The sequence below is a fragment of the Phenylobacterium parvum genome, from assembly GCF_003150835.1.
GTDB classification, from domain to species: domain Bacteria; phylum Pseudomonadota; class Alphaproteobacteria; order Caulobacterales; family Caulobacteraceae; genus Phenylobacterium; species Phenylobacterium parvum.
Genome location: NZ_CP029479.1, coordinates 2,281,709 through 2,306,879, shown reverse-complemented (window position 1 = coordinate 2,306,879; position 25,171 = coordinate 2,281,709). Strand labels below are relative to the sequence as shown.

Sequence of the window (25,171 nt, the reverse complement as noted above, 5' to 3'; positions counted from 1 at the left end):
GCGCGCGGCGCGGGGAATAGCCCAAACCTGGCCGCCTTGCACGCCTTCCTTTGGGGGTGGGCCTCAGCGTCTCAGGGGGGCGTGCGCGATCCGCAGGATGTTGGCCGCCCCGGGTGAGCCCATGGGCAGGCCGGCCAGGATCAGCACCCTGTGCCCGGGCGGGCAGAGGCCCGCCGCCAGGGCCTCGTCCACGGCGACCCGGGCCAGGTCCTCGGGATCGGTGATGATGTCGACCACCCTCGCCTCGACCCCCCAGGCCAGGGCCAGGCGCCGGGCGGTGGCCAGGCGGGTGGTCAGGGCCAGGGTCGGCTGGAGGGGGCGCTCCCGCGACAGGCGAAGGGCGGTCTGGCCGGTGGTGGTGAAGGCGGCGAGGCAGCCTGTCGAGGCGGAGTCGGCGGCCCGCCGTGCGGCGGCGACCAGGGCGTCGGCGTCGGCGTCCTCCACCGGGTATTCGGCGGCCATCAGCTCGGGCCAGCGGGGATCCCGCTCCACCCGCGCCAGGATCCGGTCCATCATGGTCACCGCCTCCATGGGATACTCGCCTGCGGCGGTCTCGGCCGACAGCATGACGGCGTCGGCGCCCTCATAGACGGCGGCGGCCACGTCCGAGGCCTCGGCTCGGGTGGGAGTCGGCGAGTGGATCATGGACTCCAGCATCTGGGTGGCCACGATGACGGGGATGCCCCGCGTTCTCGCCGCGCGCACCAGGGTCTTCTGGACCACCGGAACGTCCTCGGGCGCCAGCTCCACGCCCAGGTCGCCGCGGGCCACCATGACGGCCTCGGACAGGTCCAGGATTTCGTCCAGGGCCTCCAGGGCGGCGGGTTTCTCGATCTTGGCTAGCACGCCTGCGCGGCCCAGGACGATCTGCCTCAACTCGGCCATGTCGGCGGCGCGCTGGACGAAGGACAGGGCCACCCAGTCCACGCCCTGGGCCAGGGCGAAGTCCAGGTCGATCCGGTCCTTCTCGGTCAGGGCGGGGATGGGAATGGCCAGGCCGGGCAGGTTCAGGCCCTTGTGGTCCGACAGGGCCTCGCCGCTGATCACCTCGGTCTCGGCGAAGTCCACGCCAAAGCGGCCGACCTTCAGGCGGACCTTGCCGTCGTCCAGCAGCACATCCGCGCCGGTCTTCAGGGCGGCGAAGATCTCGGGATGGGGCACGCAGACCCGATGGGAATCCCCGGGGGTCGGGTCGCGGTCGAGACGGAAGGCCTGGCCCCGCGTCAGCTCGACGCGCCCGTCGCGGAACTCGCCCAGCCGGATCTTGGGGCCCTGCAGGTCGGCCAGGACGGCCAGGGGCCGCCCCACCTCGGCCTCGGCGGCCCGGACCCGGGCGATCGCGGTGGCGTGGTCGGAATGCTCGCCATGACTGAAATTGACCCGGAAGACGTCGGCGCCGGCGCGGGCCAGGGCGATGATCTGCTCCGGCTCACGGGTCGCCGGTCCGAGGGTGGCGACAATGCGGGCTCTGCGGGCGCGAATCATGAGGGGTCCTGCTTCGGATTGGGTTCACCCTTAGCCCTAAACTTTGAAAGGGGTTTAACGGTGGCGCCTAATTCCTCCCCCCAGGGGGAGGTGGACCGCGAAGCGGGCCGGAGGAGGTCAGCGGCGGCTCAGCAGACCCCCTCACCAGCCTGCGGCCGGAGCTCCCCCTTGGGGGAGCAATGGACTTTACCGCAACCCGAGGCCCGACAGGGTCCTGGCCTCCTGGAAGTCGAGGCGACCCGCCTGGAATCCGGTCCTCAGGCCGGTCTCGCGGCCGAACTCCAGCAGGGTGTCCGCATCCCGCGAATAGACAGGCCAGGCCTGGCCGCCGGGGCAGTCCGGGCGTCCTGTCTTCGCGAAGGCCGTCCAGCAGCCGTTCATCAGGACGGCCATGGCGCGGTCCTCTTCCGACACCGCCGACATGGGGGTCCGCCGGCCCCAGTACTGGAAGACGTACTGGATCTCCGCGGCGTGTGCGGCCCGGTCTGTGAAGGGCCGGAAGCGGGTTCCCACATAGGAGAAGTGGTAGAGCCAGGCCGGGGCGCCCGAGGCCGCCTGGCGGGCGATCCAGCGGGCCGGGGCGCCCATGGCCCGGTCGGTGAAGACGGCGCGGGCCAGGGTCTCGTCGCCCTTGGCGGCTTCGGCAGGATAGGCCGCACGGACGCCGGGCGGGAGGCTGGCCGCCATTTCCGGGCGCCAGGGGCCCATCAGGGAGTCCTCGCCGGAATTCCAGCCGATGATCAGCGGCACGTCGGCGGCCCGGCCGGCGGCGAAGGCCTGGGTGGGGGTCTCCTTCAGCAGACGCCCGTCCGGGATCGGGCCGAAACTCCCGCCGACGCCCTTGATCAGGGTCTCGGCCGGCAGGGTCCGCAGGTCGGCGGCTGAGGCCTTGGCATGGCCCAGGGCCGCCAGGGCCTTCTCGCCCGTCTCGGCCTTGGCGGCCAGGGTCGTCGGCGGGAACCAGCCGCCGCCCGACTGGACGATGGCGCGGGCGTAGAGGCCCTTGGCCGACGGCGTCGCCAGCAGGGCCAGGGTGCTCATGCCCCCGGCGCTCTCGCCGAACACCGTCACCTGCCGGGGATCGCCCCCGAAGGCGGCGATGTTGCTCTTCACCCACTGGAGGGCGGCGACCTGGTCCATCAGGCCGTAGTTGGCGAGGGGTTCGTCCTTGCGCGCCGCCGCGGTCAGGGCGGGGTGGGCGAAATAACCCAGCGGGCCCAGCCGGTAGTTGATCGTCACCACCACGATCCCCTGCCGGGCGAAGGCCGAGCCGTCGTAGATCCAGCCGGCCCCCTCCCGGTGGCTGCCGCCGTGGATCCAGACCATGACCGGCGCCTTGCGGGCCTCAACCGGGGCGAAGACGTTGAGCTGCAGGCAGTCCTCGCTCATGGGGCCATTGGCGCCGCCGCCGTTCGGGGTCCCGTCGGCGTTCATCTTCTGGACGCAGGAGGGGCCGTTCTTGGTCGCGTCGCGATCGCCTTTCCAGGCTGCGGCCCGGGCCGGCGGCGCCCAGCGGCGCTCGCCCACGGGCGGGGCGGCGTAGGGGATGGCGCGCCAGACGCCCACGCCGTCCTTCGCCTCTCCCGCCAGGACGCCTGTCTCGACCTTCACCCGGGCGGGTTCGGCCGCGGCGATCCCGGCCAGCAGAGGAAGGGCGAGGGCGGCGGCCCTGGCGAGCATCTTGAGCATGGCGTGTCTCCCTGTCGCCTTGACTTCGCCGCAGGTCCGGATGGGCGTCAAGTTCCGGGGCTCAATGGAAGTCCCGGCTGGCCACCAGCCGTCCGCCACCGGCGGGCGGGGCCTCGCCGGCCTCCTCCGTCCTCAGTGCGGCGGCCAGGAAGGACAGGTCGGTGATCCGCTCGGCCACCAGGTGGACGATCTGGCCGGCCACCTGCAGCCGGCCCTCCACCAGCACCAGGCCCGAGCGCATGACCGCCGGCCTGTGCGCCTCGAAGACGTCCTTCCAGACGATGATGTTGGCCGCGCCGGTCTCGTCCTCCAGGGTCATGAAGACCACGCCCTTGGCCGTCCCGGGCCTCTGGCGCACCAGGACCAGGCCGGCCACCGCGGTGCGGCGCCCATCGCGCATCCGCCCCAGCTCGGCCGCCGTCCGTGCGCCCCGCGCCGCCAGCTCGCCGCGCAGGAAGGCGCAGGGGTGGGCCTTCAGGGACAGGCGCAGGGTCCGATAGTCCTCGGCGGTCTCCCGGGCGGCGGTCATGACCGGCAGGGCGGCCTCCGGCTCGGGCAGGTCGGCCCCGGCCGCCAGGGGCGCCTCGCGGTCGGCCCGGTCGGCGCCGGCCAGCCCCTTCACCGCCCACAGGGCCTGGCGCCGGCTCACCCCGAGCCCGGCGAAGGCGTCGGCCTCGGCCAGCAGCTCCATCCCCCGGCCGCTCACCTCCCGGGCGAAGTCGGCGACGGCGCGGGCGCCCCGGTCGCGGACCCGGAGCAGTCGGGCGGCGTCCTCCCGGGCCAGGCCCCGCACCTGTCGCAGGCCCAGGCGCACGGCCCTCAGACGCCGGCCGGGAACCGGCTCCAGGGTGCAGTCCCAGTCGCTGGCCATCACGTCGACGGGTCGCACCTCCACCCCGTGCGCCTGGGCGTCGCGCACCAGCTGGGCGGGCTGGTAGAAGCCCATGGGCTGGGAATTGATCAGGGCCGCGCAGAAGGCGTCGGGCCAGCGCCACTTCACCCAGGCCGAGGCGTAGACCAGGAGGGCGAAGCTGATGGCGTGGCTCTCGGGGAAGCCGTAGGAGCCGAACCCCTCGATCTGGCGGAAGCAGCGCTCGGCGAAGTCCGGATCGTAGCCCCGCCCGGTCATGCCCTCCAGGAAGCGGCGACGGTATTCGCTGACGCTCCCCAGGTTGCGGAATGTGGCCATGGCCCGGCGCAGGCCGTCGGCGTCGTTCTCGCTGAACCGGGCCGCCTCGATGGCCAGGCGCATGGCCTGTTCCTGGAACAGGGGCACCCCCAGGGTCTTGCCCAGCACCCGGTGCAGCTCGTCCGGCGGGCCGTGCTCCGGCGCGGGGGCGGGGAAGTCCACCGGGTCGGTCCCGTCGCGCCGGCGCAGGTAGGGATGGACCATGTCGCCCTGGATGGGGCCGGGCCGCACGATCGCCACCTCGATCACCAGGTCGTAGAACCGCCGGGGCTTCAGGCGCGGCAGCATGGACATCTGCGCCCGGCTCTCCACCTGGAAGACGCCCACGGAATCCGCCCGGCACAGCATGTCGTAGACCTGGGGGACCTCCTGGGGGACCTGGGCGATGTCGGTCAGCCGGGTCCCGTCGGCCCGCGGGGGGATCATCGCAAAGCTCTTGCGCAGGGCGCTCAGCATGCCCAGGGCCAGGATGTCCACCTTCATCAGGCCCAGGGCGTCGATGTCGTCCTTGTCCCACTCGATGAAGGTGCGGTCGGGCATGGCGGCGTTGCCGATGGGCGCCATCTCGTCCAGCCGGCCCCGGGTCAGGACATAGCCGCCCACGTGCTGGGACAGGTGGCGGGGAAAGCCCAGCAACTCGCCGGCCAGGGTGGTGGCCCGGCGAATCTCCGGGGCGTCCGGGTCCAGGCCCGCCTGGCGGATGTAGGGGTCCGGGCTCATGCCGCTCCAGGGCCCCCAGACCGTGCCGGCCAGGGCGGCGGTGACGTCCTCGGTCAGGCCCAGGGCCTTGCCCACCTGGCGGATGGCCATGCGCGGCCGGAAGTGGATCACCGTGGCGGCGATGGCCGCCCGCTCGCGGCCATAGCGGCGGAACAGGTACTGCATGACCTCCTCGCGCCGCTCGTGCTCGAAGTCGACGTCGATGTCCGGCGGCTCGCCCCGCGCCTCGGAGATGAAGCGCGAGAACAGCAGGTCCTGGTCCTTCTTGGTGGGGTCGACGGCGGTGATGCCCAGGCAGAAGCAGACCACGGAGTTGGCCGCCGACCCGCGCCCCTGGCAGAGGATGCCCTGCTCCCGCGCCCAGCGGACAATGTCGTGGACGGTCAGGAAGTAGTTGGGAAAGCCCAGCTTGCCGATCAGGTCGAGCTCGTGCTCCAGGGTCCGCCGCTCGCGTTCGCCCAGCCCGCCCTCGAAGCGCCAGGCCGCCCCCTCCCAGGTCAGGTCGCGCAGGTGCTGCAGGGCGGTCTTGCCCGGCGGGACGGGCTCGTCGGGGTATTCGTACCGCAGTTCCGACAGGTCGAAGCCGACCCGGCCGGCGATCTCCAGGCTGCGCTCGACGGCGCCGGGGAAGCGGGCGAACAGGCGGGCCATCTCGGCGGGAGACTTCAGACGGCGCTCGGCGTTGGCCTCCAGCCTCAGCCCCGCCTCGTGGATCGTGCAGCCCTCGCGGATACAGGTCAGGACGTCCTGCAGGGGCCGCCGGCGGGCGTCGTGGTAGAGCACCTCGCCCACCGCGACCAGGGGCGCTCCCGCCGCCGCGCCCAGGGCTTCCAGCCGGGCCAGCTCCGCCAGGTCGCGGGGGCCGTAGCGGCGCACTCCGCCCAGCCAGACCGACCCCCGCCGGGCCCGGGCCAGGGCCTCCAGCCGCCGGGGAAAGTCCGCGCCGGCGGGGTCCCCCGGCGCCGGGGGCAGGACGATGCCCAGCAGGCCCTCCGCATGGTCAAGGAAGTCGCCAAGGCCGAAGTCGCACCCGCCCTTGCGCGCCCGCCGCTTGCCCAGGGTCAACAGGCGGGTCAGCCGTCCCCAGGCGGCCCGGTCCTGCGGATAGCAGATCAGGTCCGGCGTCCCGTCGGCGAAGACCAGCCGCGTTCCCGCCAGCACGCGCGGCCCCGCCTCCAGCTTCCGCCCCGCCGCCCAGGCCCGCACCACGCCGGCGACGCTGTTGCGGTCGGCGATCCCCAGGGCTTCCAGCCCCAGGGCGGCGGCGGTCTGCACCAGCTCCTCGGGATGCGAGGCGGCGCGCAGGAAGGAGAAGTTGCTGGCCGCCGCCAGCTCGGCGTAGCGGCTCATCCGAACAGGCCGTGCAGCCACCAGCGCACCGGCCGGTCATGGTCGTGCAGGCCCGAGCGGAAGACCCAGAAGCGGGCCCCGTCCTGGTCCTCCACCCGGTAGTAGTCGCGCACCTGGTCGGTCCGGACCGCCTCGATCCCGCTCCGCCACCACTCCGCGCCGATCCGCTCGGGCCCCTCGGCCAGGCGGATGCGGTGCACGCGCCGGCGCCAGCGGAACTGCCGGGGCGGCTCGTCGGGGGTCAGGGCGATCACCGCCTCCAGGACCTCGGGGCGAGGCAGGAGGCGTAAGGGGCGGGGTCGCCAGGCGGGCCATCTCACGGCTGGGCCGGCCTCCGTCTCCAGGGCGGCGGTCCGGCGCACCGAGCGTTCAGGGACATGGCTGGCCCGGGGCCGGCTGCGCCAGACCCGCCCGGGCCCCAGCCGGGCGTTCAGCCGGTCGATCAGGGGCGCCAGGGCCTCGGGTCCCTCGACGGGCTCCAGCAGGCTGGCCAGGTCGGCCTGGCCCGGGGACAGGACCTCGACCTCCGCCGCCTGCAGGCTGACCGCCTCGATCCCGAAGCCGGGGTCCAGGGTCTCCAGCCGGGGCAGGAAGAGGCGGGCGATGCGGTCGGGGTCCCGGGCGGGGCGGGACAGGCCCAGCTCCAGGCCTACGGGGGCGCCGTCCACCCGGTGGAAGTCCAGGCGCAGGCGGCGGGCCCCGCGCCCGGCCGTCTCCAGCCGCGCGCAGAGGCGCAGGGCGACGTCCCGGCACAGGCGGGCCAGGTCGTCCGGGGCGCTCACCGGCTCGGCCAGGTCCAGGCGGGCGAACCAGGGGGTGGGCGGACGGCGGAAGGCCAGGGCCTCGGGCGCCCGGCCCAGGGCCTGGTCCAGGCGCAGCAGGACCCCGGCGCCAAAGCGCCTGGCCAGGGGGCCGCGGGGCAGGGCGGCCAGCTGGCCGATCCGCCTCAGGCCCAGCCGGGACAGACGTTCCACCGCCGCCGGCGACAGGCGCAGGGTCGACAGGGGCAGGCCGGCCAGCTCTGGCGGCGGGGGCGACGCCTCCCGCCCGTCAGGATCCCAGGAGGCCAGGACCTGCGGTCCCGCCTCCGCCGCCGGGCTCCGCGCCAGGGCCCAGGCCGCGCCGGCCGTATCCGCTGCGGCGATCCGGGGGGTCAGGCCGTCCCTCGCCAGGCGGGCGGCCAGGTCGGCGGCCATCTCCGCCTCGCCGCCCCACAGGTGGGCGACCCCGCCGATGTCCAGGAACAGGCCGTCCGGCGGGTCCGGGGCCACGGCGGGGGAGAAGCGCACGCACCAGTCGGCCAGGGCCTCCAGGGCGCGGGCGTCGGCTTCCGGCTCGGCCTCGGCCAGGACCAGGTCGGGGCGCAGGGCCTGGGCGTCGGTCACCCTCTGGCCGGGAAAGAGGCCCGCGGCGGCGGCCTGCGGGCTGACGGCGGTCAGCACCCTCAGTCCGCGATCCGGTCCGACCAGGGCGAAGGGTTCAACCTGCGGCGCTGAGGGCCGCCGGCGCCGCCAGGTCTCGATCGCCCAGTTCGGCGACCAGACGCAGAGGATGCGCGACATCGGCTTCTCCCTCGTCTCCGCTTGCGCCGGCCTCCACGCTCCAGGCGCCGGCCCGGCCGCCCCGGCCGCGGGTCAGGCGCAGGCGCCAGCGGGGCGGTCCCAGGCCCAGTTCACCCGGATTTGGCGCGCTGGCCGCCGGCGACACCCGCCAGCAGGTGGCCGCCGCCGTGCCGCCCGACGTCCCCGCCGCCGCCCCGCCGAAGGGCCGGCGCAGGATCACCAGCCCCGTGCCGCCGCGCACCTCGCAGGCCAGCTGCAGGCGCCGCCCGGCGGTCAGGTCCACGGCGCCGACCTCGGCCAGCACCACCCCGACGCCGGGAGAGGCCAGGGCGTCCTCGGCGACGGCCAGGGCCTCGGCCTCGTCCCGGGCGCAGACCCCCACCAGCCGGTCCGCCGGCAGGCCCAGCTCCGCCAGGCCGGGAGGGAAGAGGTCGTCGCGGCGCAGGATCCAGACGGCCGAGCGGCCGCGCTGGTCCGGCCGGGCCAGCAGGGCGGCGGCCAGCCGGGCGGCGAAGGCGGCGGGGGCGGCGCAGGTCTCGGCCTCGACCCCTTCACCGCCGATCTCGTGCCACTGGCCCAGGGCCAGGCCTCCGCCCAGGGCGGAATCCAGGCGCGGATCGCCCAGGGACAGCCGCCCCCGCGCCGGTCCTGTCCACCGCTCCAGCCGCCGGATGTCCGCCCGCAGCGTCGCCAGCCTGTTCCGCCTGTCCCCGTCCATGCCCAACCTCGTGTTCGCTTTTTGTTCTAGTCCAGGCGAGCAGGGAGTCAATGGCCTCCCGGGAGGACGGGAAGGATCAGTCGCCGGCGACCTGCCGCGCCAGCCGTCGGGGGGCGACAGCCAGGTAGCTCTGCCGCATCCAGGCCTTCAGGGTCTCCATCTCGGCCAGGACATCGTCGTCCGGCCCGAAATGGGCGATGACCCAGTTGTGGCGCCTGTACCAGCCGGTGCTTTCCCGCACGAAGGGCAGGTCCGCGACCATCCCGGCGGAGACGGGCAGCTTGACCGTCAGTGTCAGCGCATCCGGCGCCTCGCCCCGCTCGCCGAGGACGGCGAAGCCCTTCCCGGCCACCCGCAGGTAACGGAAATGATCCCCCGCCCGGGATGGCGGGGCCAGGTCGGTCTCCGGCAGGCTGAGGCCATGGGCCAGCAGTTCGGCTTCCGCCTGGCGGCAGGGGTTCCGGGGCGCGCTCACGCCCCATCCTCCCTCGGGCCGGAGGCGGAGGTCAACGGCGGCCCGGCTGACCCCCTCCGGCCCGCATTCGCGGGCTGCGTCCCCCTGATGGGGAGGAATTACAGCGCCCAATTGCTCCCCCAAGGGGGAGCTCCCGGCGCAGCCGGGTGAGGGGGTCAATCCCCCTCTCCGCAAACCCCCTCCGGCCCGCTGCGCGGTCCACCTCCCCCTGATGGGGAGGAATTACAGCGCTCAATTGCTCCCCCAAGGGGGAGTTCCCGGCGAAGCCGGGTGAGGAGGTCAACGGCGATGAAGCCGGGGCCTAGAACCTCAGGATACGGGCTTCCTTGACGTGGGGCAGGGCGCGGATGCGGCCCACCAGGCCGTCGTCGGGCTCCTGGTCCACGCCGATCAGGCAGATGGCGTCCTCGCCGGCGGCCACCCGGCCCAGGTTGAAGGTGGCGATGTTGACCTGCGCCTCGGACAACAGGGCGCCCACAGCGCCGATGAAGCCCGGCTTGTCCTGGTTGTTCACGTACAGCATGGTCGGGCTGAAGGGGGCGTCCAGCTCCATGCCCTTGACCTCGACGATGCGCGGGGTCCCGGCCACCACCGTCCCGGCGAAGGAGCGCTTGCCCATGGTCGTGGTCACGGTGATCCGCACCAGGCTCTCGAAGACCGGCGAGTCGTCCTGCTTGGACTCGGTCACCGTCACGCCCCGCTCCCGCGCGGCGGCGGGGGCCGAGACCATGTTGATCTCGGCCAGCACGGGCCGCATCACCCCGGCCAGGGCCGCAGCGGTCAGGGGCCGGGTGTTCAGCAGGGCCACCTCGCCCTCGTAGGCCAGTTCCACGGCCTTGATCTCCACGTCGATCATCTGGCCGGCGAAGGCGCCGAGGCGCTCGGCCAGGGCCACGAACGGCTTCAGCTTGGGGGCCTCCTCGGCGCTCACCGACGGGCTGTTGAGGGCGTTGGTCACCGCCCCGGTCAGCAGGTAGTCGCTCATCTGCTCGGCCACCTGCAGGGCGACGTTCTCCTGCGCCTCCAGGGTCGAGGCGCCCAGGTGCGGGGTGGCGATGAAGTTCGGCGCGCCGAACAGGACGTTGGCCGTCGCCGGCTCCTCGACGAAGACGTCGAAGGCCGCCCCTCCCACATGGCCGGAGTCCAGCAGGGTGCGCAGGGCCGCCTCGTCCACCAGGCCGCCGCGGGCGCAGTTGACGATCAGCACGCCCTTCTTCGCCTTGGCCAGGCTCTCGGCCGACAGGATGTTGCGGGTCTTGTCGGTCAGGGGGGTGTGCAGGGTGATGATGTCGGCCCGGGCCAGCAGGTCATCCAGCTCGACCTTCTCCACGCCGATCTCCACGGCCCGCTCGGCGGACAGGAAGGGATCGTAGGCCACCACCTTCATCTTCAGGCCGTTGGCCCGGTCGGCGACGATGGAGCCGATATTGCCCGCCCCGATCAGGCCCAGGGTCTTGGCGTAGAGCTCGATGCCCATGAACCGGTTCTTCTCCCACTTGCCGGCCTGGGTGGAGGCGTCGGCGGCGGGGATCTGGCGGGCCAGGGCGAACATCATGGCCACGGCATGCTCGGCGGTGGTGATGGAGTTCCCGAAGGGGGTGTTCATCACCACGATGCCCTTGGAGGTCGCGGCGGGGATGTCGACATTGTCGACCCCGATCCCGGCCCGGCCGATGACCTTGAGCTGGCCGGCGGCGGCGATCACGTCCTTGTCGGCCTTGGTGGCCGAGCGGACGGCCAGGCCGTCGTACTCGCCGATGATCTTCAGGAGCTCGTCCTTGGACAGGCCGGTCTTCACGTCGGCCTCGACCCCCCTCTGGCGGAAGATGTCGACGGCGGCGGGGGAAAGTTTGTCAGCGATCAGCACGCGGGGCATGGCGGTGTCTTTCTTCACGGGGAAGGCAGGAGGAATGGCGGGGGGCCGCGTACGGGCTCAGAGCCCGGCGGCGGCGGTCTCGAAGGCCCAGTCGAGCCAGGGGGTCAGGGCGCGCAGGTCGTCCGTCTCCACCGTGGCGCCGCACCAGATCCGCAGGCCGGGCGGGGCGTCGCGATAGCCGCCGACGTCCAGGGCCGCACCCTCCTTCTCGAGCAGGGAGGCCAGGGTCTTGGCGAAGTCGGCCTGGGCGTCGGCGGACAGGGCCGCCACCCGCGCATCGACCACCTTCAGGCAGACCGAGGTGTTGGACCGGGTCGCCGGGTTGGCGGCCAGGAAGTCCACCCAGGGGGTCCGGCCCACCCACTCGGCCAGGACGGCCAGGTTGGCGTCGGCCCGGGCGCGCATGGCTGCAAGGCCGCCGATCGCCTCGCCCCAGGCCAGGGCGTCGATCACGTCCTCGACGCACAGCATGGAGGGGGTGTTGATGGTCGCGCCCTCGAACAGGTCCAGGGTCACCTTGCCGTTCTTGGTCATGCGGAACAGCTTGGGCATGGGCCAGGCCGGGGTATGGCTCTCCAGCCGCGCCACGGCGCGGGGGGACAGGACCAGCACGCCGTGCGCGCCTTCGCCGCCCAGGGCCTTCTGCCAGGAAAAGGTCACGACATCGAGCTTGGCCCAGTCCAGGTCCTGGGCGAAGGCGGCCGAGGTGGCGTCGCAGATCGTCAGGCCCTCGCGGTCTGCGGCGATGAAGCCCGCGTCCGGTACGCGCACCCCCGAGGTGGTGCCGTTCCAGGTGAAGACCAGGTCGGCGGCGGGATCGACCCGCGACAGGTCGGGCAGTTCGCCGTAGGGCGCCTCCAGAACCTCGGCGGGCAGCTTCAGCTGCTTGACCACGTCGGTGACCCAGTCCTTGCCAAAGCTCTCGAAGGCCAGGAGCTGGATCTTGCGCGGACCCAGCAGGGACCAGAGCGCCATCTCCACCGCCCCGGTGTCCGAGCCGGGGACGATGCCGATCAGGTGGCTGTCGGGAACCTCCAGCACCCGGCGGGTGCGGTTGATGGCGTCCTGCAGGCGCGCCTTGCCGGGCTTCGACCGGTGAGACCGGCCGAGGACGGCGTCCTTGAGGGCTTCGGGGGTCCATCCGGGGCGCTTGGCGCAGGGGCCGGAGGAAAATTCGGGACGGGCCGGGCGCACGGCCGGCCGCGGGGTCGTAGTCATTGCGATGTCTCCCATCCTTGCAGATGGACTGCGCCCCGTTGGGGGGGCGTGGCCCGCCGCGCAAGAACGCCGGTTTGCACCGGAAGGCAAGGGAGAAGTGGGGTCAGCCCTCTTCGGCCGCCCGACGCCGGGAGGTCCAGACGCCGATGGCGAGGCTGGTCAAGAGGACTACTGTTGCCAAATTGCTGGCAAGGGCAAAGGTCGGATCCAACGATCGGCCTGACATTTGAAAGTATGCATGTATCGCAAAGAATCCACCCATGGCAAACATCATGAGTGAAATCCATAGATGTCCATATATTAACGCAAGAGCAAGATAGCTAAGGGCCATCACTCCATCGATCAAAAGTATGATGGTTGCGGAATTCTTGAATGCAGAGAAAAGGCCGACAAAGTTAGTCGCTAATGTTGCGAATACAAAAATCAACGCCGAAATTTTCTCGGCTCTTCCGCCTGATATCAGCGCCCAGGCTGGCACGCCAATCACCAGCGCATACAGCGGAATCTGCAAAAGAAGTTCGCTGGGCGACATGAAAAAAGGGCTCCTCTCAGATGAGAAGAGCCCCAAATTCTTTAACAGGTTGTGACGCCCGTCAGGCGGCGGAGCGATCCGACTCTTCAGCGGAGAGGCGGAAGTCGCTCTTCCGGTAGGGACCAACCATCCGCGGGCGGATGCCAAGGCGGAGGGCGGCTTCCTCCAGGCCGGAGTGTACCTGGCCCATCGTGGTGCGGGCCGAGCTGAGGGCTGCGACGGCCTCGGTCAGCTTCACCTGCACGTCGTCGGCGAAGGACACGGGCGCGCCAACGTCGGCGCGGGCCTGCAGCAGGTCGGCGAGCAGCTGGGTGGTCTCGATCAGTGCTGCATCAATCGCCGCCTCGGTGGCGACGAGCTTTTCCTGCGAACGCTTGGCGATGAAAGCCTTATCCATGGGTATCCCCCTCAACCGGCGCAATAGCCTCGTTGTTAAGGTAAATCGGAGGTTAACGGGCGTCTCGGGGATTCACACTTTGTTAACCGTGGCATTTTGTCGCAGATGGAGCGATTCGGGTCGATTTTCAACCTGATTCGATCTCGGGCGTCTGTTTTTCAAAAGGTTAATTCAGGGAAACGTTAGGACACTCGTGGGAGATTGGGGCTCGAAGCCGACGGGAATGCAGAAGGCCACCCGAATGAAGCCGCCCGAGTTCCGACCCAAGACGCCGCCGACGACGGGCTTCCACGCCCGGATCTCGGCCGCCGCCCTGGTCACGGCGCTCAGCGTCCTCCTGATCGCCAGCCTGGCCTTCATGGGCCAGCAGTGGGCCATGGTCCACGCGCAGAACCGTAACCTCCAGGCGACCCTCGGCGGCATGGCCGCGATCAGCATCGCCGACGCGGCAAAGGCGGGGGACAAGGCCGCGGTGGAGTCCGCCGTCCGCTCCCTGGGACTCGCGCCCGCCCTGGTCTCGGCCGAGTACTTCGATTCCGAGGGCCACAGGGTCGCCGGCTTCCGCCGCGAGGCCCTCGAGGCGAACTCCGCCACCGTGGTCATCCGCACCCCGGTCACCCGAGGGGGCGAGCGGTTTGGCGAGATCGTCACCGCCGGCCGTCCGGCCGGCCTGTCCGACGTGGCGCCCCAGCTCCTGGCCCTGGCCGGCGCCCTGCTCTTCGCCGGCATCGGCGCCGCCATGGTGATGGCCAAGCAGCAGGCTGACCGCGTCGTCGAGCCCGTCGTCGAGCTCTCGGCCGCCATGCAGAGGGTCTCGGAGAGCGGCAGCTACGAACCCATCCTCCTGAAGACCCGGGATGGCCTGTTCCGCGGCCTCAGCGCCTCCTTCAACCACCTGCTCCACCGGCTGTCGGTCCGTGAGGCCCAGCAGCAGGCCATGATGACCGAGCTGCAGGACGCCCGCGACCGCGCCGACGACGCCAGCCTGATGAAGACCCAGTTCCTGGCCAACATGAGCCACGAGATCCGCACGCCCCTGAACGGGGTGCTGACCATGGCCGAGATCATGGCCATGGGCGACCTGCCGGCCGAGCAGAGGAAGCGTCTCGACGTCGTCCGCCAGTCCGGCGGCCTGCTCCTGGCCATCCTCAACGACGTGCTGGACCTGTCCAAGATCGAGGCGGGCCGGATGACCCTGACCGACGAGGTCTTCGACCTCGAGGACGCCCTCAGCCCCGTCCGCGACCTCTTCGCCCCCGCCGCGCGGGAGAAGGGGCTGGAGTTCGAGATGCGCATCACGCCCGCCGCTTCCGGGGCCTGGCGCGGCGATCCCGGCCGTCTGCGCCAGATCCTCAGCAACCTGGTCTCCAACGCGGTCAAGTTCACCCATCACGGCTCGATCAGCCTTCATATCGACCAGGTCGCGGACCAGCTGGTCATGACCGTGCGCGACACCGGCGTCGGCATCCCCCCGGAGAAGCACGCCGTCCTGTTCGAGAAGTTCGTCCAGGTCGACAATTCGGCCACGCGGCGCTTTGGCGGCACGGGCCTCGGCCTCGCCATCTCGGCTGAACTGACCCACATGATGGGCGGCCGGATCAGCTTCGACAGCACCGAGGGACTGGGCTCGACCTTCCGCTTCACCGCGCCCCTCCTCCGCGCCAGCGACTCCGACGCCGAACGCCTTGATGACGGCCTCTTCGATGATGAGGACGAGGCCTGGCCGCCCCTGCGGGTCCTCGCGGCCGAAGACAATCCCACCAACCAGCAGGTCCTGACCGCCGTCATGGCCTCGGTGGGCTGCGCCCTCGAGGTGGTGTCCGACGGCGCCGCCGCAGTGGCCGCCTGGAAGACCGGTCGCTTCGACCTGATCCTCATGGACATCCACATGCCCGTCATGGGCGGGGTCGAGGCCGCCCGGGCCATCCGCGCCCTCGAGCGCAACCGCGGCCTGCCCCGGACCCCGATCATCGCCCTCACGGCCGACGCCCTGACCCACCAGGTCGCCGAGTACCTCGCCGCCGGCATGGACGAGCACCTTTCCAAGCCTATCGAGATCAAGCGCCTGGTGGAAACCATCAGCCGGGTCACCAGCGACCCGGACCTGGGGCAAGGCCCCAGGGCCGCCCAGGCCTGATCCTGCCCATCCCCCTGGGCCCCTTGGGCGCGCTGAACCGCCGTTGACCCCCTCACCGGCCTTCGGCCGGAGCTCCCCCTTGGGGGAGCAATTGAGCGCGAATTCCTCCCCCCTAGGGGGAGGTGGCGCGCGTCGCGCGGCGGAGGGGGTCTCCGGCGGCTCAGCTGACCCCTTCACCGAGCTTCACGCCGAGCTGAGCCGGTAATTCCTCCCCCCGGGGGGAGGTGGCGCGCGTAGCGCGGCGGAGGGGGTCAACGGCGGTCCGGCTGACCCCTTCACCGAGCTTCACGCCGAGCTGAGCCGGTAATTCCTCCCCCCGGGGGGAGGTGGCGCGCGTAGCGCGGCGGAGGGGGTCAACGGCGGTCCGGTTGATCGCCTTACCGGGCCTCGACCTTCAGTTCCGGCCAGCGCGCCAGCACGCCAGAGACCTTGCGCCGGAAGTCCCCTTCGGGCCGGTTCGGGTTGGGCCTCAGCCTCAGGTCAAACAGGTCGTCCAGCCCAAAGGGCGCCTCCACCGTCAGCCGGTCGTCGGCCTCCAGCCGCACGCCGACGGCAAAGGTCGGCGAGACGAAGCGCTCCAGGGCCTCGGCGCTCCGGCCCAGGGGGGCTTAGGGCTCTCCGAACCGGCCTTCGAACCAGAGGTGGACCCGGGCCTGGTTGCGCACCTCCACCAGCCGGTCGAGGGGCGGCGGCAGGACGGCGGCGGCCCTGCGGATCACCACGTCCTCCGCCTCCCAGCTCGTGTCCGAGGCGTCGAAATAGCCCAGGTCGTAGTCCTTGAGCCCGTGGGCGTCCGGCCGGCCGGTCAGGTGGTTCAGCACCTTCTGGTAGACCGCCCCCGAGAAGACCAGCCAGTCCGGCAGGTCGAGGCTGCGGGCGGCGCGAAGGACGCCCATCAGGCTGTCGGACTTCCGGACCAGGACCTCGAGTTCATCGGCGCGGCTCACGCCCGCCCCCGCAGCGGCCAGGCGTGGTCCAGGGGGCCATGGCCGCCGCCCAGGCCGGGCGCCCGGGCGATGGCTTCCTGGACATAGGCCCAGGCCCGCGCCACGGCGGCTTCAAGGGGGAGGCCCTGCGCCAGGCCCGCCGCGCAGGCTGAGGCCAGGGTGCAGCCCGTGCCGTGGGTGTGGCGGGTGTCGATGCGGCCGGCCTCGAACAGGGTCTCGCCGGAGGGGGTGATCAGCAGGTCCACCACCCGGCCCCCGTCCAGGTGGCCGCCCTTCATCAGCACCGCCCGGGCGCCCAGGGCCAGCAGGGCCTCGCCGGCCCGCCTCTGGTCGTCCGGCGTCCGGACCTCCAGGCCGGTCAGGGCCTCAGCCTCCGGGGCGTTGGGGGTGAGGAGCCAGGCCCGGGGGATCATGAGGCGGCGGACGGCGTCCATGGCCTCGGCGGCCAGCAGGGCCGCGCCGCCCTTGGCGGTCATCACCGGATCGACCACGGCGGGGATGTCGGGAACCGTATCCAGGATGGCCGCCACGGTCTCGACCATGGCGACATCGCCCAGCATGCCGGTCTTGAGGGCGTCGGCGCCGATGTCGTCCAGGACGGCCCGGGCCTGGGCCGTCACCATCTCCGCCGGCACCGGCAGGACCCCGCTGACCCCCAGGGTGTTCTGCACCGTGATGGCCGTCACCGCCGTCGCCGCAAAGCCGCCCAGGGCGGTGACCGTCTTCAGGTCGGCCTGCAGGCCGGCGCCGCCTCCGGAGTCGGAGCCGGCGATGATCAGGACTCTTCCGAGGGCTTTTGACATGGGCCTCTCCTATCCCGGCCCACGGGGAATTGCACGGGCCTCGCGGGCGGGGATAGGCTCGCCCCATGTCCGACACGCCTTCCTTCCCGCCCGGTGTCGCCGTCGTCACCGGCGCCGGTTCCGGCATCGGCCGCGCCGCGGCCCTCGCCCTCGCCGACCGGGGCTGGTCCGTCGTCCTCGCCGGACGCCGCGCCGACGCCCTGGCCCAGACCCGGGACCTGGCCTCCGACCCCGCCCGCCTCCACGTCCAGGCCACGGATGTGTCCGACCGCGACCAGGTCGAGGCCCTCTTCGATGGAACCGTGGTGCGTTTCGGTCGCGTGGACCTGTTGTTCAACAACGCCGGGACGGGGGCGCCGCCCGTTCCCCTGGAGGACCTGTCCCTTGAGGACTGGCGCCGGGTGGTCGACGTCAACCTGACCGGCGCCTTCCTGTGCCTGCAGGCCGCCTTCCGGCGCATGAAGGCTCAGGACCCCCAGGGCGGGCGCATCATCAACAATGGCTCGATCTCGGCCCAGGTCCCGCGTCCGCGGTCCGTCGCCTACACGGCCACCAAGCACGCCATGACCGGCCTGACCCGCCAGGCCAGCCTGGACGGGCGCGCCTACAATATCGCCTGCGGACAGATCGACATTGGCAACGCCGCCACCGAGATGACCGCGCGGATGTCCCGGGGCGTCCTCCAGGCCGACGGGTCCGTGGCGCGCGAGCCCACCATGGATGTCGGGGCCGTCGCCGAGGCGGTGGCCTACATGGCCGGCCTGCCCCTCGGCGCCAATGTCCAGTTCATGACGGTCATGGCCACCGCCATGCCCTTCATCGGGCGGGGCTGAAGCCGCCGCCAGCCGCGATCACCGCCTGGACCTCAAGGGCCTGGACGGTCTCGGCCACGTCGTGGACACGCACCGCCGCCACGCCCGCCCGCGCTCCGGCCAGGGCCGCCGCCAGCGAGCCGCCCAGCCGGTCTGAAGCCAGCTGCCCGCCTGCGCCGACGGCGGCGATGAAGCGCTTGCGGCTGGCGCCCAGCAGGACCGGGAAGCCGAGGGCGACGATCCGCTCCAGCCCCGCAAGCAGGGCCAGGTTGTGGGCCACGGTCTTGCCGAAGCCGATGCCGGGATCCAGCCAGATCTTCTCCCGCGCCACGCCCGCCGTAAGGGCGGTCGCGGCCCGGGCCTCCAGGAACTCGCAGACCTCGGCCAGGACGTCCTCGTACTGCGGGGCGGCCTGCATGGTGCGCGGCTCGCCCTGCATGTGCATCAGCATGACCTCGCAGCCGAGTTCCGCCGCCAGGTCCGCCGCGCCGGGGGCGCCCAGGGCGGTGACGTCGTTCCAGATGTCCGCCCCCGCCTCCACCGCCGCCCGGGCCACCTCGGGCTTGCAGGTGTCGACGGAGATGCGGCGGGGGGTCAGGGGGCGCAGGGTATGCAGGACGGGCAGGACACGCCCAAGCTCGGCCTCGGCGCTGACCGGGGCGGCGCCAGGGCGGGTGGACTCGCCGCCAATGTCGAGAATGTCCGCTCCCGCCCGGTCCAGCGCCAGGGCGTAGGAAACCGCCCCCTCGACCCCCTGCAGCCGCCCGCCGTCCGAGAAGCTGTCCGGGGTGACGTTCACCACCCCCATGACAAGGGGGCGGCGGCCGGCGGCCGGGGCCTCGCTCACGCCGGCTGGGGCCGCACGGCGGTCGGGGCCAGGGGAACCGAGACGGAGGGCAGGGCGGGGCCGGCGTCGCCCAGGTCGTCCCGCTTGGGCATGACCCCCTTCAGCGCATTGGTGATCTCGTCGCCGGTCAGGGTCTCGTATTCCAGCAGGGCCTTGGCCAGGGTGTGCAGGTCCTCGATCTTCTCGGTGAGGATCCGCTTGGCCTCGTCGTAGCCGGCCTGCACCAGGCGCTTGACCTCCTCGTCGATGATCCGGGCGGTCTCTTCCGAGACGTTCTGGGTCCGCGAGACGGAATGGCCCAGGAAGACCTCGTCCTGGTTCTCGCCGTAGGAGACCACGCCCAGGCGGTCGGAGAAGCCCCACTTGGTCACCATGGCCCGGGCCAGGCGGGTGGCCTGGTCGATGTCGGACGAGGCGCCGGAGGTGATCTTCTCGCGGCCGAAGATGATCTCCTCGGCCAGCCGGCCGCCCATCAGGATGGTGAGGCGCGAGGTCATCTGCTGGAAGCTCATGGACAGCTGGTCGCGCTCGGGCAGCTGCATGACCATGCCCAGGGCCCGGCCGCGCGGGATGATGGTCGCCTTGTGCACCGGGTCCGAGGCGGGAACGCTCAGGGCCACCAGGGCGTGGCCGCCCTCGTGGTAGGCGGTCAGGCGCTTCTCGTCGTCGGTCATGGCCATGGACTTGCGCTCGGCGCCCATCATGACCCGGTCCTTGGCGTCCTCGAAGTCGCGCTGGGTGACCATCTTCCTGTTCTTGCGGGCGGCCATCAGGGCGGCCTCGTTGACCAGGTTGGCCAGGTCTGCGCCCGAAAAGCCCGGCGTGCCGCGGGCGATGGTGCGGATGTCCACGTCCGCCGCCAGGGGCACATTGCGCATGTGCACCCGCAGGATCCGCTCCCGGCCGTTCACGTCCGGATTGCCCACCACCACCTGCCGGTCAAAGCGGCCCGGGCGCAGCAGGGCGGGGTCCAGAACGTCCGGCCGGTTGGTCGAGGCGATCACGATGATGGCGTCGGACGGGTCGAAGCCGTCCATCTCCACCAGCAGCTGGTTCAGGGTCTGCTCGCGCTCGTCATTGCCGCCGCCGAGGCCTGCGCCGCGATGGCGACCGACCGCGTCGATCTCGTCGATGAAGATGATGCAGGGGCTGTTCTTCTTGGCCTGCTCGAACATGTCGCGCACCCGGCTGGCGCCGACGCCGACGAACATCTCCACGAAGTCCGAGCCCGAGATGTAGAAGAAGGGTACGCCCGCCTCGCCGGCCACGGCGCGGCCGAGCAGGGTCTTGCCGGTGCCAGGAGGGCCAACCATCAGGGCGCCCTTGGGGATCTTGCCGCCCAGGCGCTGGAACTTGCCCGGGTCCTTCAGGAAGTCGACGATTTCCGAAAGCTCTTCCTTGGCTTCATCCACGCCGGCCACGTCCTCGAAGGTCACGCGGTTGCGGTTCTCGGTCAGCATCTTGGCCTTGGACTTGCCAAAACCCATGGCGCCGCGGGCCCCGCCCTGCATCTGGCGCATGAAGAAGATCCAGATGCCGACCATGATGATGATCGGCAGCAGCTGCAGGAGGATGGCGCCGGCGCTCATGCCCCCGGGCGGCTTGACCTTGATGTCGACGTTCCGGGCCTCAAGCCGCTTGACCAGGTCTTCCTGGTTGTTCGGCGTGGTGGAAGCGAAGGTCTTCCCGGCGCTGTCCTTCACGATGATCTTCGGACCGGCCATCTCGACCGACTTGACGCTCCCGCCATCGATCTTGGCGAGCAGCTGGGAATAGCTGAGTTCGCTGACCGTCGCGGTGCGCTGGCTGGGGTTCATCAGCGCGTACATGCCCGCCAGGGCGATGATGATGGCGGCCCAGATGCCCAGATTACGAAAGTTCATTGGCGTCCGATCCCAGGGGTTGAATGCCGTTCCGGTCTCAAGATAGGCGCCCGCCCGGGGAATCTCCAGCGATCCTGTCCATCACAGGCGTCCTGACGAAGAAAAGGCCGTGCGGGGTGCGCACGGCCCTTCAAAAACTCGGTAAATCCGGCGTGGCGCAGGATCAGCGCGCAGGCTTCTTCGGCGCGGCGATCAGGCCTTCGCGCTGGGCGCGCTTGCGGGCCAGCTTGCGGGCGCGGCGGACGGCCTCGGCCTGCTGGCGAGCGCGCTTCTCCGAGGGCTTCTCGTAGTGCACGTGACGCTTCATCTCGCGGAACGAGCCCTCGCGCTGCATCTTCTTCTTCAGCGCCTTCAGGGCCTGGTCGACATTGTTGTCGCGGACGAAAATCTGAACCAGAGGTCTCTCTCCTGTCACCCGTTCCCGCTCGGCGTCGCCTCCGGGGGAGGCCTCAGCGGCGAACGGACAATAGCCTTTTGTTCCCGACGGTCTCCCGACCGGGCAGGCCGCGGGCAATAGCAGACCGGAAAACGCCTGTCCACGGCGGACACGCAAGGGGTTTGGCCCTATATGGACCGCATGGACATGCAGGAAGACCCCGAGGCTTGGCTGCGGCGCGCCGAAGAGGCCGTCCTCACAGCCGCTCTGGCCCGCGCCCCGGCCATGGGCTGGACCCGCGCGATGGCCACCGCCGCCGGCGCCGACGCCGGATTCACCCCCGGGGAGACCGAGCTCATCCTGCCCCACGGCCCGGCGGACCTGGCGGCCCTTCTGTCGCGCCGGCATGACGCCGCCGCCCTCGCCGCCCTTCCCGACCCGGCGGGGCTGAAGATCCGCCAGCGCATCCGCGCCGCCGTCCTCGCCCGCCTGGAGGCCGCCGCGTTCGACGCTCCCGCCGTGCGCCGCTGGTCGGGCTGGCTGGCCCTGCCGCCGAATGCCCCGCAGGGCCTGTCCCTGGCCTGGGAGAGCGCCGACGCCCTCTGGCGCTGGGCGGGCGACACCGCTGCCGACGAGAACCATTATTCCAAGCGCGCCATCCTGGCGGGCATCCTGGTCTCCGCCCTCGCGGTCCGCCTGCGACAGGGCGAGGCCGAGTCCGAGGCCTATGTCGACGCGCGCATCGCCAACGTCATGGCTTTTGAAGCCTGGAAGGCGAAGCAGACGCCGGGCAAGCCCCTGCGCCGGCTCGCCGAGGGCCTGGGCCGGCTGCGCTACGGCGTCAGGGGATGAAGCGCTTGGCCGGCCGAGCGGCCAGGTCCTGGATCAGCCGCATCAGCAGGTAGGTGCGCGGCGTGACCGTGGTCAGGTCGATCCACTCCTTGTCGGTGTGGAAGCTGCCCCCCACCGGGCCCAGGCCGTCGAGGGCCGGAGTTCCAGCCTCGTGCGCCAGGGCCGATTCCGAGGCCCCGCCATTGCCGCCCGTCCCCAGCTCGCGACCCAGTTCGGCGTAGATGCCCTTCGCCCGAACGGCCAGGGCGTCGGTATGGGGGTTGTCGGGAAGGGGCGGGAACGAGTTCTCGCGGCTCACCGTGACCCTGGTGTCGGGCACCTTGGTGTTCCGGGCGCTCTCCTCGAGGAGCGACTGGACCCGCTCGAGGTCAGCCTTGTCGCGGATCCGCACATTGACCTGGGCCCGGGCGTTCTCGGGGATGATGTTGTACCGGCTGCCGGCCTGGATGATGGTCAGGTTGGCGGTCAGGCCGTCGCCCGACTTGGGCAGGGTGTCCACGGTCGCCAGCTGGTGGACAAGCTCAGTGGCGGCGTTGCGGCCGTCCTGCGGGGCCACCCCGGCGTGGGCGGGCCGGCCCTTGACGTCGATGTTGAAGGTCGAGCTGCCCTTGCGCCAGACCGTGATCTTGTCCGGGGCGTCGCCGGGCTCGAGGTTCAGCTCCACCTCATGGCTCTTCACCAGGCGGTCGATCAGGGCCCGTGTCCCCGGCGAGCCACGCTCCTCGCTGCTCTCCAGCAGCAGGGTCAGGGTGTCGAAGTTGCGGAAGCCGCGGGCGGTCAGGATCTCAAGGGCGACGACAGCCTGGACCACACCGCCCTTCTCGTCGCCCACGCCGGGGCCCGTGGCCCGATCGCCGCTCACCGAATAGCGCCACTTCGCCGTCGTGCCAGGCTCGAAGACGGTGTCGATGTGGCCGATCATCAGGATCTTCGCCTTGCCCTTGCCCTTCAGGGTGGCGACGAGGTTGTCCGGCAGGCCGGGGATTTCGGCGGGCACGCGCTCGATCCTGGCCCCCAGGGCCTCCAGCCGGGGCGCCAGGACGTCCAGCACCCGCGTGCCGCCCTCGACGTCGCCCGTGCCGGAATCGATGTTGACCAGGGTTTCCAGCAGCTTCAGCTGCTCAGGGCGCGCCGCCTCCGCCGCCTTCCACAGGCCCTCGTCCTTGCGCGGCGCAGCCAGGGCGGGCAGGGCGCTTGCCCCCGCCGCCAGGAGGGCCAGGGCCAGGACTGTCCGGTTCCGCGGGTGCGCGCGCATCATGGGGTCTCTCCGTCTGTGGGCGCGCCGACCATGGCCTCCCAGGCCTGCGGCGGCAAGGCCCAGGGGCGCAGGCGTCGCGGCGGGTCGGCCGGTCGCCAGTCGCCGCCCGCCAGGTCCATGTTCAAGCCATAGAAAGGGTCTGCGTCCAGCTTCTCGCCCCAGCGCGTCCGCATCCAGGCGGCTTCTCGCGCGAAGCGTTCTGCATGACGCGCCTCCAGGTCCGAGCCCCGTGAGGCCGACTCCCTGTGGATCAGGTCCGCCTGGGGCGTCCAGATCACCTGCAGGCCCAGGGCGCCGATCTTCAGGCACAGGTCGATGTCGTTGAAAGCCACCGGCAGGTGTTCGGCGTCGAAGCCCCCCGCCGCCGCGAACACCTCCCGGCGCACCGCCAGGCAGGCCGCCGTCGCGGCCGAGACGCCGCGCGCCGTCCGCAACCGGTTTGAGGGGCCTGGGTCCTGTGGTCCGGCGCCGACGCCCAGGGCCCCCGCCACGCCCGCCGCGCCGATGCCCAGGGCTACGCCCGCGTGCTGCACCCGGCCGTCCGGAAACCGCAGCAGGGCCCCCGCCGCACCCACCTCTGGCCGCAGGGCCTGGGCGGCCAGGGCCTTCAGCCAGCCGGCGTCGCGGACCTCTACGTCGTTGTTCAGGAAGACCAGCAGGTCGCCCCGCGCCGCCTCCACCGCCGCATTGTTGATCGCCGAATAGTTGAAGGGCCCCGGCGCCGGCAGGATCCGCACCCTCGGGTCCGCCGCCAGGCGCGCGAAGAGGGCTGTGGTCGCCGGCTCGACGCTGTCGTTGTCGACGACCAGAAGCTCCAGGTCCGGCCAGTCGGTCCGCTCCAGGACGCCCCGGGCGCAGGCCTCCAGCAGGTCCGCCCGGTCCCGCGTGGGGACGATCACCGAGACCTTCGGCGCTGGGTCGGGCAGGTCGCGCGTGATCTCCAGCCAGGCCGGTCCCGACGCCGTCGCCTTCGCCCGGGCCGCCTGGCCCGTCGACGACAGGTGGTCGTTCACCGCCCGCTCCGCCGCCGCCCGGCAGCGCGCCATGGCCGTCTCCGAGAACGAGGACCGCCCCGCCTTGCGCCAGTGGTAGAGCACAGCCGGGACGTGCCGGATCCGCCCCGGCCCCGCCGCCCGCGCCACGCGCAGAACGAGGTCCCAGTCCTGGGCGCCCTCAAGCCCCTCGCGAAGGCCGCCGGCCTCGGTCACCCGGCTGCGGCGGATCACGGTCAGGTGGCTGGCCATGTTCTGGGACAGCATGAGCTCCGGGTCCCAGCCGGTCTTGAAGTGCGGCTCCACCCGCCGCCCGCGCCCGTCGAGCTTGTCCTCGTCGGTGTAGATGAGGTCCGTCTCCGGATGGCGCACCAACTCGGCCGCCACCTCCAGCAGGGCGTGGGGCGGGATCAGGTCGTCCTGGTCCATGAAGGCGACGAACTCCCCGCCCGCCTGGGCCAGGGCCGAGTTGGTCGCCGCGCTGATGTGGCCGTTGGCCTCCCGCCTTACGATGCGGATGCGCGGATCCGCCGAGGCCGCCGCCTCCAGCCTCGCCCAGGCCGCCCCGCCCGGCGAGGCGTCGTCGGCCAGGCACAACTCCCACTTCGGCCAGACCTGCGCCTTCACCGAGGCGATGGCCGCCTCCAGGTGCGCCGGGTCGGGATCGAAGACCGGGATCACCACCGAGATCAGGGGGCCCCGCGCCTCCAGCCGGCGCGCCAGGTCCCGGGCCGCCGCCAGGTCGGCCACGGTCAGGGTGTCGCACCGGGCGATCCAGCGGGCGTAGGCGGCCGGGTCCAGGGCGTGGGGCTCCAGCACGCTGCGGATCAGCCGCGCCCCCGCCGGATGCCGGGCGATGCGCTCAGCCAGGGCGTGGACCGGTCGGTGCAGGGCTGGGACCGAGCGCACGAAACCCAGCCCACGGGCGGCCAGCCGGCGCAGGGCGGCGGCGGGTCCGGCGTTCGGTCGGGGCGGCGGGGCGGAGGCCATGTCCCTTTCTACAGCCGCCTCGCGCCCTCCGGCGACCCCTTCCCGTCGTCGCCGAAGGGTTCT

The 25,171-nt window shown here is 71.8% G+C and carries 19 protein-coding genes and 1 pseudogene; 3 read left to right on the top strand and 17 right to left on the bottom strand.

What is annotated here, in order from left to right; translation table 11 throughout:
* Positions 1 to 63: 63 nt before the first annotated feature.
* The 10 genes from pyk to HYN04_RS10760 form a co-directional block, all read right to left on the bottom strand.
* Positions 64 to 1,485, bottom strand: a complete 1,422-nt coding sequence (pyk, locus tag HYN04_RS10800) for a pyruvate kinase (RefSeq protein ID WP_110450765.1) — start codon at positions 1,483 to 1,485, stop codon at positions 64 to 66.
* Between the two features lie 186 nt (positions 1,486 to 1,671).
* Positions 1,672 to 3,174: a carboxylesterase/lipase family protein gene (locus HYN04_RS10795; RefSeq protein ID WP_110450764.1), complete on the bottom strand. Its 1,503-nt coding sequence runs from the start codon at positions 3,172 to 3,174 to the stop codon at positions 1,672 to 1,674.
* Between the two features lie 61 nt (positions 3,175 to 3,235).
* The gene (locus HYN04_RS10790; protein ID WP_110450763.1) at positions 3,236 to 6,433 is read right to left on the bottom strand and encodes an error-prone DNA polymerase; all 3,198 of its coding nucleotides are present in this window, start codon (positions 6,431 to 6,433) and stop codon (positions 3,236 to 3,238) included.
* Positions 6,430 to 7,995 carry a Y-family DNA polymerase gene (locus tag HYN04_RS10785; protein WP_110450762.1) on the bottom strand — a complete coding sequence of 522 codons (1,566 nt, stop codon included), beginning with the start codon at positions 7,993 to 7,995 and terminating at the stop codon, positions 6,430 to 6,432. Before HYN04_RS10785 ends, HYN04_RS10790 begins: the two co-directional genes overlap by 4 nt.
* On the bottom strand, positions 7,913 to 8,713 hold the full coding sequence (locus tag HYN04_RS10780; protein ID WP_110450761.1) for an ImuA family protein: 801 nt from the start codon (positions 8,711 to 8,713) through the stop codon (positions 7,913 to 7,915). Before HYN04_RS10780 ends, HYN04_RS10785 begins: the two co-directional genes overlap by 83 nt.
* A 76-nt stretch (positions 8,714 to 8,789) precedes the next feature.
* Positions 8,790 to 9,188: an MmcQ/YjbR family DNA-binding protein gene (locus HYN04_RS10775; protein WP_162599629.1), complete on the bottom strand. Its 399-nt coding sequence runs from the start codon at positions 9,186 to 9,188 to the stop codon at positions 8,790 to 8,792.
* Positions 9,189 to 9,489: 301 nt separating this feature from the next.
* Positions 9,490 to 11,064 carry a phosphoglycerate dehydrogenase gene (gene serA, locus HYN04_RS10770; RefSeq protein WP_110450759.1) on the bottom strand — a complete coding sequence of 525 codons (1,575 nt, stop codon included), beginning with the start codon at positions 11,062 to 11,064 and terminating at the stop codon, positions 9,490 to 9,492.
* A gap of 57 nt (positions 11,065 to 11,121) precedes the next feature.
* Positions 11,122 to 12,282 (bottom strand): phosphoserine transaminase, encoded by a 1,161-nt coding sequence (locus tag HYN04_RS10765; RefSeq protein WP_110450758.1) that lies wholly within the window; start codon positions 12,280 to 12,282, stop codon positions 11,122 to 11,124.
* A 103-nt stretch (positions 12,283 to 12,385) separates the two neighbouring features.
* Complete coding sequence (locus tag HYN04_RS13505; RefSeq protein ID WP_162599628.1) at positions 12,386 to 12,814, bottom strand: hypothetical protein; 429 nt, start codon at positions 12,812 to 12,814, stop codon at positions 12,386 to 12,388.
* A gap of 61 nt (positions 12,815 to 12,875) precedes the next feature.
* Entirely contained in the window at positions 12,876 to 13,211 is a 336-nt protein-coding gene (locus HYN04_RS10760; protein ID WP_110450757.1) for a hypothetical protein, read from the bottom strand.
* 241 nt (positions 13,212 to 13,452) lie between these two features.
* On the opposite strand from HYN04_RS10760, the gene HYN04_RS10755 reads away from it, so the two are divergent.
* A complete protein-coding gene (locus tag HYN04_RS10755; protein ID WP_110451398.1) occupies positions 13,453 to 15,348 on the top strand; it encodes an ATP-binding protein in 1,896 nt (631 codons plus the stop codon).
* Between the two features lie 377 nt (positions 15,349 to 15,725).
* Here the strand turns inward: HYN04_RS10755 and HYN04_RS10750 are convergent.
* Together HYN04_RS10750 and thiD are read right to left on the bottom strand one after the other, a co-directional pair.
* Positions 15,726 to 16,244: pseudogene (locus HYN04_RS10750) on the bottom strand (nucleotidyltransferase family protein).
* A gap of 47 nt (positions 16,245 to 16,291) precedes the next feature.
* Positions 16,292 to 17,098: a bifunctional hydroxymethylpyrimidine kinase/phosphomethylpyrimidine kinase gene (gene thiD, locus HYN04_RS10745; RefSeq protein WP_110450756.1), complete on the bottom strand. Its 807-nt coding sequence runs from the start codon at positions 17,096 to 17,098 to the stop codon at positions 16,292 to 16,294.
* Positions 17,099 to 17,163: 65 nt separating this feature from the next.
* On the opposite strand from thiD, the gene HYN04_RS10740 reads away from it, so the two are divergent.
* Complete coding sequence (locus HYN04_RS10740; RefSeq protein ID WP_110450755.1) at positions 17,164 to 17,931, top strand: SDR family oxidoreductase; 768 nt, start codon at positions 17,164 to 17,166, stop codon at positions 17,929 to 17,931.
* On the opposite strand, the gene folP is transcribed toward HYN04_RS10740, so the two are convergent.
* From folP to rpsU, 3 genes are all read right to left on the bottom strand, one after another.
* Positions 17,915 to 18,718 carry a dihydropteroate synthase gene (gene folP / locus HYN04_RS10735; RefSeq protein WP_110451397.1) on the bottom strand — a complete coding sequence of 268 codons (804 nt, stop codon included), beginning with the start codon at positions 18,716 to 18,718 and terminating at the stop codon, positions 17,915 to 17,917. The two genes, HYN04_RS10740 and folP, sit on opposite strands and share 17 nt — an antisense overlap.
* A gap of 35 nt (positions 18,719 to 18,753) precedes the next feature.
* Positions 18,754 to 20,640: an ATP-dependent zinc metalloprotease FtsH gene (gene ftsH / locus HYN04_RS10730; RefSeq protein WP_110450754.1), complete on the bottom strand. Its 1,887-nt coding sequence runs from the start codon at positions 20,638 to 20,640 to the stop codon at positions 18,754 to 18,756.
* Between the two features lie 163 nt (positions 20,641 to 20,803).
* Positions 20,804 to 21,037: a 30S ribosomal protein S21 gene (gene rpsU / locus HYN04_RS10725; protein WP_110451396.1), complete on the bottom strand. Its 234-nt coding sequence runs from the start codon at positions 21,035 to 21,037 to the stop codon at positions 20,804 to 20,806.
* A 171-nt stretch (positions 21,038 to 21,208) separates the two neighbouring features.
* On the opposite strand from rpsU, the gene HYN04_RS10720 reads away from it, so the two are divergent.
* On the top strand, positions 21,209 to 21,868 hold the full coding sequence (locus HYN04_RS10720; protein ID WP_241962613.1) for a COQ9 family protein: 660 nt from the start codon (positions 21,209 to 21,211) through the stop codon (positions 21,866 to 21,868).
* On the opposite strand, the gene HYN04_RS10715 is transcribed toward HYN04_RS10720, so the two are convergent.
* A complete protein-coding gene (locus tag HYN04_RS10715) occupies positions 21,858 to 23,126 on the bottom strand; it encodes a glutamate carboxypeptidase (RefSeq protein WP_110450753.1) in 1,269 nt (422 codons plus the stop codon). The genes HYN04_RS10720 and HYN04_RS10715 overlap by 11 nt on opposite strands.
* On the bottom strand, positions 23,123 to 25,108 hold the full coding sequence (locus HYN04_RS10710; RefSeq protein WP_162599627.1) for a glycosyltransferase family 2 protein: 1,986 nt from the start codon (positions 25,106 to 25,108) through the stop codon (positions 23,123 to 23,125). Before HYN04_RS10710 ends, HYN04_RS10715 begins: the two co-directional genes overlap by 4 nt.
* Positions 25,109 to 25,171 lie beyond the last annotated feature (63 nt).

Coding starts and splice junctions, on each gene's coding strand:
- pyk (WP_110450765.1), bottom strand. CDS start 1,485: ATGATTCGCGCCCGCAGAGCCCGCATTGTCGCCACCCTCGGACCGGCG.
- HYN04_RS10795 (WP_110450764.1), bottom strand. CDS start 3,174: ATGCTCAAGATGCTCGCCAGGGCCGCCGCCCTCGCCCTTCCTCTGCTG.
- HYN04_RS10790 (WP_110450763.1), bottom strand. CDS start 6,433: ATGAGCCGCTACGCCGAGCTGGCGGCGGCCAGCAACTTCTCCTTCCTG.
- HYN04_RS10785 (WP_110450762.1), bottom strand. CDS start 7,995: ATGTCGCGCATCCTCTGCGTCTGGTCGCCGAACTGGGCGATCGAGACC.
- HYN04_RS10780 (WP_110450761.1), bottom strand. CDS start 8,713: ATGGACGGGGACAGGCGGAACAGGCTGGCGACGCTGCGGGCGGACATC.
- serA (WP_110450759.1), bottom strand. CDS start 11,064: ATGCCCCGCGTGCTGATCGCTGACAAACTTTCCCCCGCCGCCGTCGAC.
- HYN04_RS10765 (WP_110450758.1), bottom strand. CDS start 12,282: ATGACTACGACCCCGCGGCCGGCCGTGCGCCCGGCCCGTCCCGAATTT.
- HYN04_RS13505 (WP_162599628.1), bottom strand. CDS start 12,814: ATGTCGCCCAGCGAACTTCTTTTGCAGATTCCGCTGTATGCGCTGGTG.
- HYN04_RS10760 (WP_110450757.1), bottom strand. CDS start 13,211: ATGGATAAGGCTTTCATCGCCAAGCGTTCGCAGGAAAAGCTCGTCGCC.
- HYN04_RS10755 (WP_110451398.1), top strand. CDS start 13,453: ATGAAGCCGCCCGAGTTCCGACCCAAGACGCCGCCGACGACGGGCTTC.
- thiD (WP_110450756.1), bottom strand. CDS start 17,098: ATGTCAAAAGCCCTCGGAAGAGTCCTGATCATCGCCGGCTCCGACTCC.
- HYN04_RS10740 (WP_110450755.1), top strand. CDS start 17,164: ATGTCCGACACGCCTTCCTTCCCGCCCGGTGTCGCCGTCGTCACCGGC.
- folP (WP_110451397.1), bottom strand. CDS start 18,718: ATGGGGGTGGTGAACGTCACCCCGGACAGCTTCTCGGACGGCGGGCGG.
- ftsH (WP_110450754.1), bottom strand. CDS start 20,640: ATGAACTTTCGTAATCTGGGCATCTGGGCCGCCATCATCATCGCCCTG.
- HYN04_RS10720 (WP_241962613.1), top strand. CDS start 21,209: ATGGACCGCATGGACATGCAGGAAGACCCCGAGGCTTGGCTGCGGCGC.
- HYN04_RS10715 (WP_110450753.1), bottom strand. CDS start 23,126: ATGATGCGCGCGCACCCGCGGAACCGGACAGTCCTGGCCCTGGCCCTC.
- HYN04_RS10710 (WP_162599627.1), bottom strand. CDS start 25,108: ATGGCCTCCGCCCCGCCGCCCCGACCGAACGCCGGACCCGCCGCCGCC.